Source organism: Haloglomus irregulare (genome assembly GCF_007421925.1).
Lineage (GTDB): Archaea > Halobacteriota > Halobacteria > Halobacteriales > Haloarculaceae > Haloglomus > Haloglomus irregulare.
On record NZ_QMDX01000002.1, the window covers coordinates 341,019 to 357,847 of the forward strand.

General features: G+C 72.3%; 15 protein-coding genes and 1 tRNA gene. 9 read left to right on the forward strand and 7 right to left on the reverse strand.

The window, feature by feature from the left end; genetic code table 11:
• Positions 1-59 precede the first annotated feature (59 nt).
• Positions 60-512: an HTH-type transcriptional regulator Lrp gene (gene lrp, locus DP107_RS05500; RefSeq protein WP_144261142.1), complete on the forward strand. Its 453-nt coding sequence runs from the start codon at positions 60-62 to the stop codon at positions 510-512.
• A 368-nt stretch (positions 513-880) separates the two neighbouring features.
• Here lrp and DP107_RS05505 read toward each other — a convergent pair whose 3' ends face one another.
• The 3 genes from DP107_RS05505 to DP107_RS05515 are packed head-to-tail and all read right to left on the reverse strand — an operon-like array spanning position 881 to position 4,261.
• Positions 881-1,789 (reverse strand): phosphatase PAP2 family protein, encoded by a 909-nt coding sequence (locus tag DP107_RS05505; RefSeq protein ID WP_144261143.1) that lies wholly within the window; start codon positions 1,787-1,789, stop codon positions 881-883.
• Positions 1,789-3,072: a YihY/virulence factor BrkB family protein gene (locus DP107_RS05510; protein WP_144261144.1), complete on the reverse strand. Its 1,284-nt coding sequence runs from the start codon at positions 3,070-3,072 to the stop codon at positions 1,789-1,791. Before DP107_RS05510 ends, DP107_RS05505 begins: the two co-directional genes overlap by 1 nt.
• A 58-nt stretch (positions 3,073-3,130) precedes the next feature.
• A complete protein-coding gene (locus DP107_RS05515) occupies positions 3,131-4,261 on the reverse strand; it encodes a tRNA (guanine(26)-N(2))-dimethyltransferase (RefSeq protein WP_144261145.1) in 1,131 nt (376 codons plus the stop codon).
• Positions 4,262-4,789: 528 nt separating this feature from the next.
• Between DP107_RS05515 and DP107_RS05520 the strand changes: the two genes are divergently transcribed.
• Both DP107_RS05520 and DP107_RS05525 read left to right on the forward strand, forming a co-directional pair.
• On the forward strand, positions 4,790-5,302 hold the full coding sequence (locus tag DP107_RS05520; protein ID WP_144261146.1) for a deoxyuridine 5'-triphosphate nucleotidohydrolase: 513 nt from the start codon (positions 4,790-4,792) through the stop codon (positions 5,300-5,302).
• A 289-nt stretch (positions 5,303-5,591) separates the two neighbouring features.
• On the forward strand, positions 5,592-7,100 hold the full coding sequence (locus tag DP107_RS05525) for a winged helix-turn-helix transcriptional regulator (RefSeq protein ID WP_144261147.1): 1,509 nt from the start codon (positions 5,592-5,594) through the stop codon (positions 7,098-7,100).
• Positions 7,101-7,104: 4 nt separating this feature from the next.
• Here DP107_RS05525 and DP107_RS05530 read toward each other — a convergent pair whose 3' ends face one another.
• Positions 7,105-8,445 (reverse strand): HEAT repeat domain-containing protein, encoded by a 1,341-nt coding sequence (locus tag DP107_RS05530; RefSeq protein ID WP_144261148.1) that lies wholly within the window; start codon positions 8,443-8,445, stop codon positions 7,105-7,107.
• A gap of 75 nt (positions 8,446-8,520) precedes the next feature.
• On the reverse strand, positions 8,521-9,651 hold the full coding sequence (locus tag DP107_RS05535) for a thiamine pyrophosphate-dependent enzyme (RefSeq protein WP_144261149.1): 1,131 nt from the start codon (positions 9,649-9,651) through the stop codon (positions 8,521-8,523).
• Between the two features lie 419 nt (positions 9,652-10,070).
• On the opposite strand from DP107_RS05535, the gene DP107_RS05540 reads away from it, so the two are divergent.
• A complete protein-coding gene (locus DP107_RS05540) occupies positions 10,071-10,631 on the forward strand; it encodes a MogA/MoaB family molybdenum cofactor biosynthesis protein (protein ID WP_144261150.1) in 561 nt (186 codons plus the stop codon).
• Between the two features lie 6 nt (positions 10,632-10,637).
• On the opposite strand, the gene rtcA is transcribed toward DP107_RS05540, so the two are convergent.
• A complete protein-coding gene (rtcA, locus tag DP107_RS05545) occupies positions 10,638-11,702 on the reverse strand; it encodes an RNA 3'-terminal phosphate cyclase (RefSeq protein WP_144261151.1) in 1,065 nt (354 codons plus the stop codon).
• A 139-nt stretch (positions 11,703-11,841) separates the two neighbouring features.
• On the opposite strand from rtcA, the gene DP107_RS05550 reads away from it, so the two are divergent.
• Entirely contained in the window at positions 11,842-12,543 is a 702-nt protein-coding gene (locus DP107_RS05550) for a 5-formyltetrahydrofolate cyclo-ligase (protein ID WP_144261152.1), read from the forward strand.
• 18 nt (positions 12,544-12,561) lie between these two features.
• On the opposite strand, the gene DP107_RS05555 is transcribed toward DP107_RS05550, so the two are convergent.
• Positions 12,562-13,536: a transcriptional regulator gene (locus DP107_RS05555; protein WP_144261153.1), complete on the reverse strand. Its 975-nt coding sequence runs from the start codon at positions 13,534-13,536 to the stop codon at positions 12,562-12,564.
• Between the two features lie 212 nt (positions 13,537-13,748).
• Between DP107_RS05555 and DP107_RS05560 the strand changes: the two genes are divergently transcribed.
• The 4 genes from DP107_RS05560 (at position 13,749) to DP107_RS05575 (ending at position 16,669) form a co-directional block, all read left to right on the forward strand.
• Positions 13,749-15,044: a tRNA(Ile)(2)-agmatinylcytidine synthase gene (locus DP107_RS05560; RefSeq protein WP_144261154.1), complete on the forward strand. Its 1,296-nt coding sequence runs from the start codon at positions 13,749-13,751 to the stop codon at positions 15,042-15,044.
• 76 nt (positions 15,045-15,120) lie between these two features.
• Positions 15,121-16,119, forward strand: coding sequence for a class I SAM-dependent methyltransferase (locus DP107_RS05565; RefSeq protein WP_144261155.1), 999 nt, complete (start codon positions 15,121-15,123; stop codon positions 16,117-16,119).
• Between the two features lie 241 nt (positions 16,120-16,360).
• Positions 16,361-16,434, forward strand: a tRNA-Thr gene (locus DP107_RS05570).
• Positions 16,435-16,486: 52 nt separating this feature from the next.
• Positions 16,487-16,669: a hypothetical protein gene (locus DP107_RS05575; protein WP_144261156.1), complete on the forward strand. Its 183-nt coding sequence runs from the start codon at positions 16,487-16,489 to the stop codon at positions 16,667-16,669.
• The last annotated feature ends 160 nt before the right edge of the window (positions 16,670-16,829 follow it).

Here is a 16,829-nt window from a genome sequence, read left to right on the forward strand (position 1 = left end):
TTTTTGCGAAAAAGTGAGTGTTCATAAACTTCTAAACCCCCGGTCCTGTTAGGTAGAGTATGACCTACGAGAACCTCGACGAGCGGCTCATCAACGAACTCCTCGTGGACGGCCGCGCGTCACTGCGTAGCCTGGCCGAGGACCTCGACGTTTCCGTCACGACCGTCTCCAACCACCTCTCCGACCTGGAGGACCGCGACATCATCCGCGGCTACACGCCCATCGTCGACTACGGCGAACTCGGCTACGACGTGACCGCCATCATCCAGCTCAAGGTCGAGGGGGACGCCCTGCCCGACATCACCGAGCGGCTGCAGGACCACCGGCAGATGGTCTCCGTCTACGAGGTGACCGGCGACCACGACATCATCGCCATCGGCAAGTTCACCGACACGGACCACATGAACGAGGGGATCAAGGAGCTCCTCATCGACCCCGATATCAAGGAGTCCAACACCAGCGTCGTGCTCAACACCGTTACCGAGAACGAGCAGTTCCAGCTGGACTACTAGACGCGCTCGCTCGAGCCTTCCCGCCCTCCCGGGCTCCGCCCGCGAGCTGCGCGGCACGAGAGTGTCTGTGGTGTCCTCGTGCCGACGTCTCCGACCGTCTGAAACCTTGGGAGTGAGCGAACCGACGCTTCGCGGGCCACGAGCGGACGGACGTTCCTCGGACTGTCGTGGCGGCGGTGCCGTCCCGAACCGAACCCGCGCTCCCCTTGTCGCCAGCCTACGCCCGACGGTAAGTGGGACGGCGTCCTGCCAGTGTGGTACGGAGCGGACTGATATCCGGACGGCGGAACCGCCCGATAGGACGCATTATCACCCAGACTGGAGTATGCTGGATAGCGGGCCAGCTTGTCACGAACTGCGGGGATATCTCAGTTCTTCACCACGTCCAGCACCGTCGGCAACGCCAGCACGCTGGCGACGACGAGCGCGGTCACGGCGAACGCGAGGACCGGACCGGGTTCGAGTGCGAGGACGAGGGCGAAGGGGACGCCGAGCGCCGGGACGCCGACGGCCGTCAGCAGCGTCCCGTCGCGGCGGCTCGACGGGACGTGGAGGGCGTCCCCGCCGATTGCGCCCCAGGCGATGCGGGCGCCGAGTGTCGCCCCGAGGACGGCCATCGTGTCGAACGTGAACCCGTTGACCGTCCCGACCAGGCCGAAGAGGAGCGCTAGCGAGAACGCCCGCCCCGGCTTGCGGTCGGCACCGATCCGGAGCAGGAGTGCCAGCGCGGCGCCGCCGACGGCGAACCCGGCGAGGACGTCCACGAGGTAGTGGACGCCCAGCACGACCCGCGAGAGGCCGATGGCGGCGATGGCGACGGCCCCGACGGCGAGCCGTGCCCGCCGCCGACCGGCCTCGAGCGCAGCTGCCGCGCCGCCCCAGACGAGCGCCGCCCCGGTGGCGTGACCGGAGGGAAAGCCGTACCCGTCGGAGGTGACGAGCGTCCTGTAGAGGGGCCGGAGCAGTTCCGGAAGCGCGCCCGCCCGCTCGGCCGTCTCGGCGCCCGGCGGCCGCGGGATGGCGAAGATACCCTTCAACGTGGTCGTCAGGGCCAGGGCACAGATACCGCAGCCGAGCAGGAACGCCGCCCGCTCGCGGTCGACCCCGTCGACGATGGCGTCGCCGAACCAGTACGCCGGGGAGAGCACACCGAAGTAGAAACCGGTGCCACCCAACTGCGTGACCAGCGCCGCCAGCACGACGACCGCCAGCGGCAGCCCCGCGAGGGCGGCGTCCAGTTCGGTCGCTCGGGCCACGAGTGGCCAGAGAGGGCACATCAGGAGCGGAACTCGTCGATACGGTCCTTGACGCGGCCCGGCGCCCGGGCGGCCCCGATGCCGGCCCCGATGAGCAGCATCAGGGTGTAGAGGCCGAGCGTGAAGACCCAGACGAACAGCATGGCGACGATGGCCGCCGCGTCGCCGAGGAAGTAGAACGCCCCCAGGGTCATCGCGGTCCCGAACAGGAGCACGAGGTACGGACCCCAGCCGCGGGCCTTCCCCCTGCGAACGCGACCGCGGACGTACCGCTTCAGCTCCGCGTTGATCTCCTCGCGGTGGACCGTCCGGTCGTCCAGGCGCTCCTCGAAGTCCGCGAGGTCGCCCTGCAGCTCCTCGATCGCGTGTCTGAGTTCCTCGTCGTCGATCCCGTCAGCGTCGATGTCGAGGTCCAGTTCCCCGTCGCCGTCCGTGTCTCGTCCGGTCATGGCTGTGTCGTCCCGTTGCTCGGAGTCGATGCCCCGCATCTCGTCGCCGATGTCTGCCTCGTCGAGTCGGCCGGCGATGGCGGCGTTCAGCACCACGCCGATAAGCAGGACGAGGCCGCCGAAGTAGAGGAACGTCACCAGCAGGAGCGCCGCCCCCAGGGCGCCGTAAGCGCTGGTGCCGGCCTGGCTCGCGTACACCCGGAAGCCGGTCTGGAGGGCGGTCCAGCCGACCGCCGCGAACAGCGTGCCCGGAATCGCCTCCCGGACGGTGACGTTCCGGGCCGGGAGGAGGTAGTAGAGCGGGAAGAACGCGGCCGCGAGGCCGCCCACGAGCAGCGACGTCCCGAGCACGCTCGCGACGTCGATGCCGGCTACCGTTACGTCCACCCGGGCGATGGCGACTCCCAGGGCCACCGTCACGGCGACGCCGAGCCCGACCGCGAGCAGGGTAACGACCCCGTCCCGGACCTGCTCGACGATGCCCTCCGGCAGGGGGGCGCCGTAGACGGTCGAGAAGGCGACATCCAGGCCACGGAACAGCTTCAGCGCCGACCAGAGCAGCACCGCGAGGCCGACGACGGTCGCCCCGCCCTGCCCGGCGGCCGACGTGAGCGACGCCCGGACCGCCTCGCCGGCCTGGTCGCCGAAGGCGGCGGCCGCCCGGTCGGCGAGGGCCGCGGCGAGCTGCTCGCCGCCGAAGACGCTGGCCGCGACCAGCGACAGCAGCAACAGCGGCAGCAGGGAGATGAACGCGTAGTACGAGAGGCTGGCCGCGATGAACGTGATCTGGTCCGACTGGACCGCCCGGACCGTCGTCCGGGTCACGTCGGCCGCTCTCGATGCCCGCCGGTTCATGGCCCCGCGTTCGGCAGACGGTTACATAAATCGGGTGGAACGCCGGCCGGCGCGCGGCTCAGGCGAACAACTCGGCCAGCGCGCCCACGTCGGCGGTGGTCTTGAACGTCGTCCCGCCGTAATGGGTCCGCGAGGCCTCGTGGCCGACCTCCCGGAGCCGCTGGATGAACCCGTCCATCCCGATGGCCGGCTCGCCCCAGTTGCCGAACAGCTTGTGCTGGTCGTAGTGGGTCGGCTCGGCCAGCTCCCCGTCGAGCCGGTCCAAGGTGCGCCCGACCGCCCGGGCCACGCCGAGTTCGTCGTATAGTCCCTTCACGTGCTCGCGTGTGCGCGCGAGAAAGGCGTCCTCGTGGGTCCGCCCGAGCCACAGGGGCCCGGCGGGCTTCGTCGTCCGGCCGCAGTTCCCGCAGTCGGTCGTGGGGTCGTGGACGAGGCCGTGGCGGGTGGTCCGCCAGTAGCAGTCCGGACACCAGTCGACGTAGCCGAGTTCCTCCAGCAGCGCGTCGGCCGCCCGCGCGCCGGAGGTGAGCTCGAGGTACGTCCGGGCGTAGTGGGGTGCCGAGTGGCTGAGGACCGGTTCGGCGGCGACATCGTAGCGGGCGGCGGTCCGGACGAGCGCCGAGAGCAGCACCCGGAGCCCCATCTCGGCGTGGAACTCCGTGTTCCGCGGGACGGCGCCGTACGACCGGACGCCGGACTGGAAGTGGGCGCCACACAGCGGCGCGGTGTCGGTCGCCGTCACGCACAGCAGGCTCCGCGCGGCGTTGCAGGCCGCGTCGACGAACGGAACCGGCGTTCCGAACGGGTCCAGGTCGACCACGTCGTACCGCTCCTCGTGCATCAGGGCGTTCGCGTCCCGGTGGACGGCGGTCCCCTCCAGCTCGTTGTGCGCGAAGTTCTCGCGGGCCAGTTCGACGGCGTCCGGGTCCACGTCACAGCAGGTCGCGTCGAACCCCGCCGCGGCCGCGCGTATCCCGCGGATGCCGGAGGCCGCCGTCGCGTCGAGGTACGACCGCGGCGGCGGCCCGTCGACCTCCCCGGCCGCGGCCCGGTCGCGGTAGGCCCGGAGCGCCGCCACCGTCAGGTCGCGGTTGAGCTCCTGCTCCGGGTTGTAGAAGACGGCGTCGCCGGCCCCCTGTTCCGGCTGTTCGGGGACCGAGACGGTCACGCGACCCTCCGAGACGTCCATGCCAGACGCGGAGTAGCGGCGGCAATAAAGGGGCTCCGTTCGTGATGCCGCGTCGGTTCCCCCCACAGTCGGGAGTACCGGTCGGGAGTCGTGTATAGCCAGTCCATGTGGCAACTGGAAACCCCTCGTACATCGGAAGATCCGAAACCCTGCCCTATCGGGGGGTACCGTACGCCACCGGGAACCGCTCGCTGCTCCCTCGGGAGGCCCTCCGTCATGAACGGCGGTGGAAACTCCCCCTCGCCCCGCTCCTCGTGTCCCGAAGGTGGAGCCGACCGACGGACACCTATCGGGTCGGGAACGTGTGGTCGAGATCCCGCGCCGAGGCCCCGCGCCCCCGGGAAGGGCAGGGCCACAGCGCGCCTCGACGGGCTACGATCCGGTGGAATCGAAGGGCGCGAGGGCGTCGGAACCGGTCCCGTCGTCGTTCTGCACGAGCGCGGAGCCCCCGGAGAACACGGGTACGCCACCGGAAAGAGCGCTGGACGCGACCCGAACCCATATGACCACGCCACGAGCGGCTCCGGTATGTTCCGCAGTGGGGCCTTCGTGGCCGAGCACGTGACGCCCGTCGGTGAGGACCAGGTCCAGCCCAACGGGGTCGACCTGACGCTCGAGGCGGTGTTCCGCCAGCGCGAGCCCGGCCGTATCACCGCCGACGGCAAGTCCATCGGCGCCCGCCACCGACGCGAGGCCGGGTCGCTGGTCGACTCCGACGGGGGTGAGCCCGGCTACGAGACGGACCCGGACCGCGAGGGGCACCGTCTCGCCCCCGGCAACTACGTCGTGCGGTACGCCGAGGTCGTCTCCATCCCGGCGGACCACGTCGGCTTCCTCTACCCGCGGTCGTCGCTGCTTCGCAACTCCTGCATGCTCAACACGGCCGTCTGGGACGCCGGCTACGAGGGGAAGGGCGAGGGACTGCTGCAGGTCGGCTACGATATCGAGATTGAGGCCGGCGCACGCGTCGCCCAGCTCGTGCTCGCCGAGGCCGGACACACCGGCGAGTACGACGGCGATTATCAGGGCGAGAACGTCTGAGCGAGCCACTCCGGTCAGCATCGAGCCAGCGGCCGACCGGGGCACCCGGCCCGCAGCCCGTGCTATCCGGTGCCACACCACGCATAACCGAGCGGTTCCCCCGCTTCGGGGCTCCTGCAGGTGGTTCTCCACACGCCTTCGGGGCTCGACGCACAGATGGCAACGGGGTCACGTGGGCCGCCGTACGGGGCGACGGCGGGCCCCGCATAAACTCCCGTACATACCCAGCCAAATACCTATGCTCGAACCATGGCTATCACTGGTAACTGCCAGAGGTCATGGTGGTGTAATGAACAGGACACGTCTACGCCGTGGGCTGGTACTCGTCGTGGTTCTCCTCCTCGGGGTCTCCCTCGTGGGCCCGGCGGCCGCCGGTCCGTACACGACGACCACAGGAGACGACGACACGACCGGTGATGGGATTCTGGACGGGGGCCTCACCGACTCCTCGAGTAGCGATACGACCAGCGACTCCGACGACTCCACCGCCGCCGAGTCGGACTCGAGCGGGGACTCGGGCGAGACGTCCGACTCCTCCGATTCCAGCTCCGACTCCGGCGACGACGGCTTCCTCTCGGACTCCGGTGATGCGGACTCGGGCGACGACGGGGACGGTCCGTCCGGGGCCGACGACGACCCGGACGACGGGACGCTCGCCGAACTCGACCGTTCGACGACCGACTCGCTGTCCACTCCCGAGGGCACGGGGGGCGTCATCGACGGCGAGACCATCGAGGGGGCGGAGCTGGTGACCATCTCCCCGACGACGGACGACTCGTATCAGTTCGAGCTGCTCGACCTGAGCACCTCCGAGGACGCGGTGCTGGAGCTGACCGCCGGCACCGAGACGATGACGACCGTCACGACGGTCGCCGACACCGTCGACGCCACTGTCGACGAGTTCGGCGCGGGCACCAGCGAGTCACTCGACGCTTCGGCTGACACGGCACGGACCGGGTCGGTCGGGTCCGTCGACGATCCCCCGCCGTCCGTCGACGCCGACACGGCGCCGGTCGAGCCACGAACGTCCGAGGCCGAATCCAGCGACGACACGACGGCCCCCCGCAACGCCATCGGCCTCTCCGCGCCGGGCGACCTGCCCGAGGAGCCGGTCGGAGCCGGCGCGGTGGTCGGTCTCCTTGGCACCGTCGCGGCCGTGGTCGGTCGCCAGTCCGGCGTCTTCGCCGGGATGAGCGGCAACCTGGGCACGACCGCCCGGACCGCCGCGGCCGCGGCCCCGGGGTCGAGCTACCTCGACCGTCTCGTCCGGATGCTGGCACCGTTCCGCTACTCGCGCTACGACGACTCGGATCCCCTGGAGCACGAGGCCCGCGACGCCATGTTCGACGTCGTGGAGAACTCGCCGGGGACCTACCTCTCGGAGATCGCCGACCGCGCGGAGCTCCCCCTCTCGACGGCCCGCCACCACATCCGCGTGCTGGAGCGCGAGGGCCTGGTCAGCGGGGCGAAGGTCCGCGGCAAGCGTCGGTTCTATCCCGCGTACACCGACGGCGTCGAGCTGGCCGCCGCGATGAACGACGAGTCCACCGCGTCGGTCATCGACGCGCTCGCGCGGCTCGGTGCGTCCTCGGTCAGCGACCTCGCGGACGAGCTCGACAAGGACCCGAGCACGGTCACCCACCACGTCCAGCGGCTGGAGGAGGACGAGGTGGTCGTCCGCGAGCGCGACGGCCGTGCCGTCATGAACAAGCTGTCGACGGCCGCCCGCACGATGCTGGAGCCGGAGGAGGCCCGTCCCGAAGGGGCGGCCACCGGCGAGGCCGTGGCCTCCGACTGAGGACCTACTCCGGCCCGTCCGTCCCTGTCCGTTCGCTTCCCTCGACCAGCAGCGACACGTCGCTCGCCTCGAACGTCCGCCCGCGCTCGAACAGGACCCGGAGCGGCCCCGGCGTGTCCGGCCGGAACTCGACGGCGTAGCCCTGCATCCAGTTCTCGCCGCGAAGGCGGCCGGTCCCGACGTCTCGGTCGGTCACCTCGATGGCGTGTGGCGTCCCCTCCACCTCGAAGCCGAGCCGGTCCCCCTCGACGGCGTAGCGCAGCGGCGTCCGTTCGGTGTCGAGTCGCGCCGCCACCGTCGGCTGGACGTCGAGCCGCCCGCTGCGCTCCTCGCCGTCGTAGGTCCCCGTCCAGCCGTCGCGCGTCCGGCGAAGGCTAAGCCGGTAGCCGACCGCCCGGTTCCGGACGTCGAGGGTCCCCTCGAGCGGGTCGACGGCCTCGACGCGGCCCCGGAAGCGGCCGCCCCTGACCATCACGTCGGGCGCGTCAACGCGGAGCCAGCGGCCGACCGCGCGGTCGCCGGCGACCAGCGTCGAGGCCAGCGTCTCGCCCTCACCGTCGTCCGTCTCGGCCCGGGCCGCCGTGCCGCCCGTCGGCCCGCCCGGCAGGACGGTCGCCGCGTAGGCTGCCCTGCGGAGCCCTCGGCGCGCGGCCGTCCGGACGTCGTCGTTCAGGTCGGCGCGGGCCACCTGTGCGAGCGCGCCGCGGTCGGCGCTCGTGCCGGTCGCTCCGAGCGCCAGACACGCGGCCTGGCGGACGGGCACGGCGTCGTCGCGCAGCAGGTCGAGCAGGCGCTCCCGGCGCCGTTCGCTCCGGTCCGGCAGGAGCGCGCAGGTGCGCGCCGCGTGCTTGCGGACCGGCGGGTGCTCGTCGTTGAGCAGACCGGTCAGCCGGCCCGGGGAGACGACCTCTGGATGCCGGGTGGCGAGCCACTCCAGCCCCCAGGCCGCGCTGTGGCGGACGCTCTCGGAGGGGTCGTCGAGACGGCTTCTGAGCGCGGGTGCGGCGGCCCGTCCTGCCTCGGGGTCCTCGGCGATGACCTCGGCCACTGGCCGGGCCGCGTTCGCCCGGACGCCGGCCACGGGGTCGTCGAGCGCGCTCGACAGGTCCTCGAGGACGGGTTCGACGATGCCCGGCTCGTACGTGCCGACCTCGAAGCAGACCCGTGCGGCCGCGGTGCGGACGCGGTCGTCCGGGTCGTCCAGCGCGCCGACGACCCGGTCCAGCGCGGGGGCGAAGACGCCCGGGTTCGAGGTCGCGCGCTCGACGAGGTCGCTCGCCGCTTCGCGCCGCTCGCCGACGTCGCCCTCGAGCAGCCGCGTCACCAGGTCCGTCGGCGTCGACATCGTGGCACGGTACGACTGCGGAGAACCTGTAACTGTCGGTGCTGCGAGGCGGGCCCCCGCGATTCCCGCCGTGTCCTACTCCCAGGCCGGCCCACCGGAGTCGTTACCGTCCGCCCGGTCGTGGAGCCACTCGCGCTGGCTGCGCACCCGCGGCGGGAGGTCAGCGTACGAGTGGTCGAACAGGTCAGCGACCGCGGGCGGTGCCGTCGCCTCGGCGGTCGCGACGGCCGCGTCGGCCTCCCGCTCGGCCTCGTCCCGGGCCGCGGCCACGAACCCCTCCTCGACGACCCCGGCCTCGCGGGCGAAGTCGGCCAACCGGTCCAGCGGGTCCCGTCTGCGCCACTCCGGGACCGAGGCGCGGTCCTCGTAGCGGGACGGGTCGTCGCTGGTAGTGTGTGGGCCGTGCCGGTGGACCACCGACTCCACCAGCACCGGCTCCCCGTCGCGCGCGGTCGCGAGCGCCGACGCGACCGTCTCGTGGACGGCCAGCGGGTCCGTACCGTCGACCTGGACGCCCTCGAACCCGTAGGCGGTCGCGCGGGCGGCGATGCTGTCGGCCGCGGTCTGTCGCTCCCGCGGCGTCGAGATGGCCCAGCCGTTGTTCTCGCACAGGAAGACGACGGGCGCGTCGAACACGCCCGCGACGTTCATCGCCTCGTGGGAGTCACCCTCCGAGGTCGCGCCGTCGCCGAGGTAGGCCACGACGGCCTCGTCCGTCGGCCCGCCCGTCGGCTCGACCAGCCCCGACGCGACCGCGCCTGATTCGGGCGGGTCCCCGGGCGGCCCGCTCGGCGCTACGGCGTTCCGGTAGTTGACCGCCATCCCGAACCCGACGGCGTGGGGCAGCTGCGTCGCGATGGGGACGGCCTGCGGGAAGACCCGGACCTCGTGGTCGGAGACGAACTCCGGGAACCCGCGGCGGAACAGCAACACGTCGGCCATCGGGACGCCGCGGGCCAGCGCCATCGCGTTCGTCCGGTAGGTCGGGAACAGCCAGTCCGCCTCGCGCATGGCGTGGGCGGCCGCGACCTGCGAGCCCTCCTGCCCGCGGAACGGCGGGTAACCGGACATCCAGCCGCGCCGCTGGAGCGCCAGCGCCCGGTCGTCGAAGACCCGAGCGCGGACCACGTCCCGGAGGATGGCGACCACGTCGTCGCCGCCGAGCCCCGTCCCCGCCAGCGACCGCTCCCCGATGACGCGCTCCATACCCGGAGCCTGTGCTGGTGTCCCGTTAGCCGTTGTGGTGCCCCCGAGTTATCGGATAGTATCGAGTATAATCGACAAGAACTCGGCATAATATACGAAAAAGAACCGTATCGGATATACAATCCATCGCGCTCGGACCCCCGGCTCCGCGACGGGGCCGTCCCCGAAGCCCTCGCTCGCCGAGTTCGGTCGCGTGTTCCGCGTGGCGGTTCCAGCGGAGCAGGTCCCTACACCTCCCCGCGGTCGCGCGCTTCCCGACGGTGGAACCGGCCGCTCGAACGATTCACCGGCCGGGAGCGAGCCTCGGAGGTGGCTCGTCGCAACCGTCGTGAGAGCGAACGGGAACACCGAGGACGCGCCGCCCGAATCGACCGTCGCCGTCCCGCAGACTAACCTATCACCGCCTCGAACCGGGAACCATGTCAGACCACTCGCACGACCACTCCGACGACGACCACGACCACTCGCACGACCACCACGCGCACGATCTGGACGCGCTCGGGGCGGCGGTGGTCACCGTCTCCTCCTCGCGGGGGGTCGACGAGGACCCCGCCGGCGACGCCATCGTGGCGGCGTTCGAGGCCGCGGGCCACGACGTGGCGGTCCGGGAGGTGGTCAACGACGACCTCGACGGCATCCAGTCGACGGTGGACCGGCTGGTCGGACGCGACGACGTGGAGGTCGTCGTCACCACCGGCGGCACCGGGGTCACGCCCGACGACGTGACCATCGAGGCCGTCCGGCCGCTGCTCGGGACGGAGCTCCCGGGCTTTGGCGAACTGTTCCGGCGGCTCTCATACGACGAGGTCGGGACCCGGGTCGTCGGGACGCGGGCGGTCGGGGGCATCACGCGCGGCGTGCCCGTCTTCTGCCTTCCGGGCAGCGAGAACGCCGCCCGGCTGGGAGCCGAGGAGATCGTCGTCGCGGAGGCGCCGCACCTGGCTGGGCTGGCCCGGCGCGAGGCCGACGACGACGCGTGACCCGCGTCACCGGTCGCGCAGGGGTCGCTCGCACCTGACGGTGGCGCCCGAGCCACACTCGTCGAGCCAGAGGTCGCCGCCGAACCGCGACAGTATGGCGGCGTTGGTCCGCAGGTGGTCGGTCGCCCGCGTCGTGGTCACGCTGCCCCCGGCGAGCGCCAGCGGCGTTGCGAGCTGGTCGGCGGTGTGCACGTCGACGGCGGGGACCCGCCCGGTCCCGGCCGCCGACCGCCGTGTCTCGCGGAAGGCGGCGAAGGCGTCGACCGCCTCCGCGGCTACTTCCTCCATCGGCGTCCCGCGCTCGCCCAGGGCGTCGAAGCCGGCGGCTGCGTTCGCGTATGCGGCCCGGACGGTGAGGACCCCACCGTGACAGTCGCTCTCGACGTACGTCGCGTCCGTCTCGACCGGTCTGTCGGCCACCTCGCGCAGCGCCCGGCGGGCCGCCCGCGCCCCGCGCTCGGCGACCTCGGCATCCGCGAGTCCGGTCGAGGCGACGGCGCTGACGGCCACCCGCTCCAGGGTGCCAGGGGCCGTCGCCTCGAAGCGATCGAGCCCGTCCGTGCCGCGAAGCCGGAGCGTGGCTTCGCCGCCGCCGGCGGGGTAGAACCCGCGCCGCGAGACGGCGACCCGGCCGTCGAGCCCCACCCGGCGGACCAGCGGGAGCTTCACGCGCCGGTAGTGGTCGACCGTCGGGGCCCATCTCACGTCGGTCCCGCCGGTCGCGCGGAGCACGAGCCGCTCCCCCGCGTCCAGGGCCGCCGCCAGCGGGAGCACTGCGTCGAACACGAGCAGGACGCTCCCGGCGGTGTCGATGTCGACGTCGTACTCGCCGGGGGTCACCGTTCCGGGCTCGAACCGGAGGCGTTCGGAGCCGTGGTCGGCGTCCTCGACCGTCGCGCCGCAGGCGTCGGCGACCGCCTCGACCGCGGCGAGATGCTGTGGCTTCAGCCCGGGTTCCGGGCGGTCCCCGCGGATTCCGGTCATCTCGAACGGGTCGCCGGTCACCGCCGAGAGGGACAGGGCCGTCCGGAGGAGCTGCCCACCCCCGGCGCCCCCGTCGAGTTCGAGCATGGCGAGCGGTCGGGCCGGCGTGGCCTGAAGCTAGCGGTCCCCGACCGACTCGGTCCGCCCCTCCAGTTCCCGCCAGGCGGGGGTCCGGACGGTTCCCCGTGACGGGGGAGCTATGTGTCCCCCGCCGCTCCCGACGGCCATGGACGAGCAGTCGCTTCGCGAGCGCGTCTGGGACGAACTCGACGAGGCCGGCGAGGCCCGGTTCCCGTTCCCGCCGACCGGTCGCATCCCCAACTTCGCGGGTGCCGACGTGGCGGCCGACCGCCTGACGGACACGACCGCGTGGCGGGCCGCCGGGACGGTGAAGGCGAACCCCGACGCCCCGCAGCTGCCGGTCCGCCGGGCCGCGCTCCGGGCCGGCAAGACCGTCTACATGGCCGTCCCGCGCCTGCGCGACGAGCGCCCGTTCCTCGAACTCGACCCCGACGCCATCGACGACTACGACGCCGCGACCACCGTGAGCGGCATCGGGGAGTACGGCCGGCAGGTCGGCCCCGACGCGATGCCCGCCATCGACCTCGTCGTCTCCGGCAGCGTCGCCGTCGACGAGGCCGGCGCCCGGGTCGGGAAGGGTGAGGGGTTCAGCGACCTGGAGTGGGCCGTCCTCCGGGAGCTGGCCCTCGTGGACGGCTCGACGCCCGTCGCGACGACGGTGCACGAACTGCAGGTCCGGGCGGAGGCGTGGACGCCCGACGCCCACGACGTCCCGCTCGATCTCGTCGTCACCCCCGAGCGGACGGTCGAGACCGGTGCGGCGGGCAAACCGGCCGGTATCGACTGGTCGCGGCTCTCGGCCGGGGACGTGGCGGAGATGCCCGTACTGGAGCGGTTCGAGGAGTGAGGCCCGCGGTGCGGCTCCCTATGCCGGCTCCTCGACGTCGGTGTCGACGCGGTCCTGGATGAGGTCGCGCAGGTCGTCGGCGTCCTCGACGCGTGCTATCTCCTCGCGCTCGACGAGGGCGGTCCCTTCGACGTTGTCGCGGGTGGCGCGGTCGACGACGTAGACCGAGCGGGTGCGGGTGACCGCCCCGACGGAGGACATGATCCGGGCGCGCTTCTCGGCGGTCCGGTCGAACGAGGAGTGGCCGGTCAGCATGGAGGCGGTGTTGGTGCGCTCGGCCTCGCCGACGGCCTTGAACGGGGCGCGGTCGGTCGGGTGGACGTCGTAGCCGACCCTGGTGAGCACCGCGATGACGGGCTCGTCGTCCGGGTCGGCCGCGGGGTCCTCGGGAGTGGGGTCGCCCTCGCGGACCTCGCCGGCGCCGTCGAGCACCTCTACGGGGGAGGTCAGCGGGGCGTCGAACACGTCCTCCAGCTCGGCCGCGACCTCGACGCTCGCGTTCATCCCGTCCTCGTACTTGGAGACGGTCCGGCGGGAGACGCCGAGCTCCTGGGCGAGCCGGCCGAGCGACCAGTCGCGGTCCTCGCGGGCGTCGACCAGCACCTGGCTGTCGATGTTGACGTAGAGGCCGCCGGGGGCCGCGTAGATGAGCGGCGGCACCTCCTCCAGGAACAGGTCCATCGCGGTGTCCGGCGAGAGCACGGGGACGCCGTGCCGGAAGTAGACGACGCCCGGCTTGAGCTCCTCGTCGCGGGTACGGAGCCCGACCACCAGCGGGGTAGCGCCGAGGTACGTCCCCAGCCGGCGCATCTCCGCGCCGGTGGGGCCGTCGAAGGCGTCGATGTTCACCAGCATCTTCAGGAGGACGGTGTCCTTGCTGCGGCGCGCCGCCACGTCGAAGCTCTTGGGGCGGATCGCACACCGGTCGCTAACGAGGAAGCCAGCGTCCTCGAGCATCGCGGTCACGTTCTCGACCAGTGCGGACCGGGACATAGGGATGTATAGCCGACTCGAGGAGTATAGGTGTTGTGACCCCTCTCCCCTCCCAGTCCGGCGGTTCGGCGCGCTCGCGGGGATAGACTGATACAGGCGGTTGACTCGCGGGCCAGCCGGCCGCGAGGCCGACCCAAGCGGCCGTGACCGGCCGGTCCCCGGCTCGCGCGCCCGAGCGAAACCCGTTCGTACTCGCCTCCACAAGCCACGGTGTGACGGTCGTGGGTATCGACGACACGGATTCGCGCGAGGCGGGCATGTGCACCACGTACGCGGCCGCACTGACCGCCGAGCGACTGCGCGAGCACGGGGGGGTCATCGAGCGGTGCTGTCTGGTCCGGCTGAACCCCGCCGTCGAGCACAAGACCCGCGGCAACGCCGCGCTCGCGGTCCACACGGACCTGCCCGCCGACGCGGCGTTCGCGGCCGCCCGCGAGGTGGTCGCCGAGCACGCCGTTGTCGACGACCCCCGGACGAACCCCGGTGTGGTCGCGCTCGACGGCCCGGCAACGGGGGTCCCCCCGCGCCTGAGGACCTTCGCCGACCGCGCCGTCCGGGACCTGCTCGACCGCGAGACCGCCCGTGCACACTGCGAGGCGGTCGGTGCCCGCCGCGAGACGTGGGGCGACGGTCGCGGTCTGGTCGGCGCCCTCGCGGCGGTCGGCGCCTGGCGCGCGTGGCGCGAGGGGGGACTTGACCCGACCTACGAGCAGATCGTCTACCGACCCCGCGAGCGGTGGGGGACCGAGCGCGAGGTCGACCACGAGAGCGTCTTCACCGCCGCCGACCGGGCCTCCCCGACCGTCTGGGACACCGTGGACCGCGGGGAGGACGAGGCGGTCTGCGTGCCCCACACCCCGGGCCCGGTGCTGTACGGCATCCGAGGGGACGACCCCGCGGCCTGCCGCCGGGTCGCCGCAGCCATCGACGCCGAACCGGCCGAGCGGACCCTGACCGTCCACACCAACCAGGGCACCGACGCCCATCTCCGCGACGGGACGCTCGTGGAGACCCGCGACGGTCGAGCCTACCGGCTCGACGGCGTCGTCGCAACGGCCCCCGAGACGCGACGTGGCGGCCACGTCTTTCTCTCGCTGCGGGCCCCACACGGCGGGGGTGACGCGCCCGTGCTGTCATGCGCGGCGTTCGAGCCCACCAAGCGCTTCCGCGACCACGTCCGCGCGCTCCGGGTCGGCGACCGGCTCACCGTCTGTGGCGAGGTGAGCGACGGGACGCTGAAGCTGGAGAAGTTCGCCGTCCGCGAACTCGCCCGGACCGAGCGGGTCACCCCGGACTGCCCCGACTGCGGTCGGTCGATGTCCTCCGCCGGTCGGGACCAGGGGTACCGCTGTCGGGACTGTGGCACCAGTGCTCCCGGGAAGGTCGAACGGGCCATCGAGCGGGCGCTGGAGCCGGGCTGGTACGAGGTCCCGCCGTGTGCCCGCCGACACATCGCGAAGCCGCTGGTCCGCGACGGGTTCGACGCGCCGACGCACCCGGAGCGGTGAGCCCCCGCGGCCCCTCGCCCGCCGACCACCCGAGCAGAACGGCAGCCTTACGCGAGGCGCCCGCCGACCGGAGGGTGTGAGCGACGACCGCCGAACGGAGCCGACCCCCTGCGTCCGGGTCCCCCGGGAGGAGGGCGAGGCGGCGCGGGCCGATCTCGCGGACCGCGACCTCGTGGACGCCGACCACGAGATCACGGTCGCCGACGGCGTCCTCCGTATCCCCGTCACGGACCCGGCCGCCGTCCCCGAGGCGTACGACGTGGTGACCCACGAGGCGCCCGTCCGCGAGGGCCAGACGCTGCCCGTCGACGTCCTCGGCTGGTCGCCGACGTACGGACGACTGGGCGATATCGTCATCCTCGACGAGGACGACCCGGAGCGGGCGCAGGCGGCGGCCGATGCCGTGATGGCGTCGTCCATCCCGGCCGGGACGGTGGTCAACCGTGCCTCGAAGGTGAAGGGCGAGACCCGGGTGCGGGACTGGGACGTGCTCGCCGGTGACGGGACAGAGACCGTCCACCGGGAGTACGGCTGCGAGTTCCTGGTCGACATCGCGACGGTCTACTTCTCCCCCCGGCTCGCGACCGAGCGCCACCGCGTCGTCGAGCAGGTCTCCCCCGACGACCGCGTGTTCGATATGTTCGCCGGCGTCGGCCCGTTCGTGATTCCGGCCGCGAAGCGGGGGGCGACCTGCGTCGGCGCGGACATCAACCCCGAGGCGGTGGACTACCTCCGCGAGAACGCCCGTCGGAACGGCGTCGCCGACCGCGTCACGGCCCATGCCGGCGACGTCAGGGAGGTCGCGACCGACTACGCCGGCTGGGCCTCGCGGATCGTGATGAATCTCCCCCACTCGGCCGATGCGTTCCTCGATACCGCCGTCGCCCTCGCCGGCGACGACTGCGTGCTGCACTACTACGACATCCAGCACGACTCGGACCCGTTCGGCCCCGGCGAACGGGCCATCCGCGAGGCCGCCGCCGGCTACGACGTGACCGTCGAGGCCCGCCGGGAGGTCCGGTCGTACGCCCCCCACGAACTCAACGTCTGTCTGGACGTGCGGCTGTCGCGCTGACCCCGTCCCCGGGTTCTCGACGGACCGCACCCGGGACTGCATGGGCGAGGCCGCGGTCGGTACCGTATCGGACGGGGCGTGCGACCACGACCACGACGTGCGCGGCGAGCGGTTCGAGGGCCTCCCCGGCGACGAGTGGGACCGCCCACGTTCGGCGCCGTCGAGGCCGTCGACCTGCCCGTTCCACCGACGACCGACCTTCGGAATCCTTTTACTCCGCACCCGGCTTCGGTCGTGTAGCGCCGGTGTAGCTCAGACTGGCAGAGCGATTCCTTCGTAAGGAATAGGCCGGGGGTTCAAATCCCTCCACCGGCTTGAGCCCGTTCGCTCGTCCTCCCACCACTCCCGGGTTCCCCTCGAGGTTACGATGGCGAACGAGGTCGAGACCGACCGGGGCACCGACGTCGTTGCCTGCGTGTTCCAGCGCCAGCGCGAAACGAACGGCCGGCCCCGGGCGCCGGTGATGAGGGTCATCACCACGGACTGCCGTGGGAGGCCCTCCGGCCCCTACTGCGCCGCCGACCCCTCGGAGCCTGCAGTGCACGTCTGACGACCGGTCAGCACGTCATACGGCGAACGCCGGACGACCGCGCCCGTCCGTTCGCTAACCGAGCATCGGTTCCGCCCCACCGTCGTTCCTCGCGCGTCCCGCGAGTTCCGCGAGTTCGTGTCGACCGCCGCGACCTGCGACCTCGAACGGCCGTCCCCGC

Bases quoted from the DNA above. Each gene is read 5' to 3' on its own strand.
- DP107_RS05525 (WP_144261147.1), top strand. From the start codon at position 5,592: ATGAACAGGACACGTCTACGCCGTGGGCTGGTACTCGTCGTGGTTCTC.
- DP107_RS05540 (WP_144261150.1), top strand. From the start codon at position 10,071: ATGTCAGACCACTCGCACGACCACTCCGACGACGACCACGACCACTCG.
- DP107_RS05535 (WP_144261149.1), bottom strand. From the start codon at position 9,651: ATGGAGCGCGTCATCGGGGAGCGGTCGCTGGCGGGGACGGGGCTCGGC.
- DP107_RS05515 (WP_144261145.1), bottom strand. From the start codon at position 4,261: ATGGACGTCTCGGAGGGTCGCGTGACCGTCTCGGTCCCCGAACAGCCG.
- lrp (WP_144261142.1), top strand. From the start codon at position 60: ATGACCTACGAGAACCTCGACGAGCGGCTCATCAACGAACTCCTCGTG.
- DP107_RS05575 (WP_144261156.1), top strand. From the start codon at position 16,487: ATGGCGAACGAGGTCGAGACCGACCGGGGCACCGACGTCGTTGCCTGC.
- DP107_RS05510 (WP_144261144.1), bottom strand. From the start codon at position 3,072: ATGAACCGGCGGGCATCGAGAGCGGCCGACGTGACCCGGACGACGGTC.
- rtcA (WP_144261151.1), bottom strand. From the start codon at position 11,702: ATGCTCGAACTCGACGGGGGCGCCGGGGGTGGGCAGCTCCTCCGGACG.
- DP107_RS05530 (WP_144261148.1), bottom strand. From the start codon at position 8,445: ATGTCGACGCCGACGGACCTGGTGACGCGGCTGCTCGAGGGCGACGTC.
- DP107_RS05505 (WP_144261143.1), bottom strand. From the start codon at position 1,789: ATGTGCCCTCTCTGGCCACTCGTGGCCCGAGCGACCGAACTGGACGCC.
- DP107_RS05555 (WP_144261153.1), bottom strand. From the start codon at position 13,536: ATGTCCCGGTCCGCACTGGTCGAGAACGTGACCGCGATGCTCGAGGAC.
- DP107_RS05520 (WP_144261146.1), top strand. From the start codon at position 4,790: ATGTTCCGCAGTGGGGCCTTCGTGGCCGAGCACGTGACGCCCGTCGGT.
- DP107_RS05550 (WP_144261152.1), top strand. From the start codon at position 11,842: ATGGACGAGCAGTCGCTTCGCGAGCGCGTCTGGGACGAACTCGACGAG.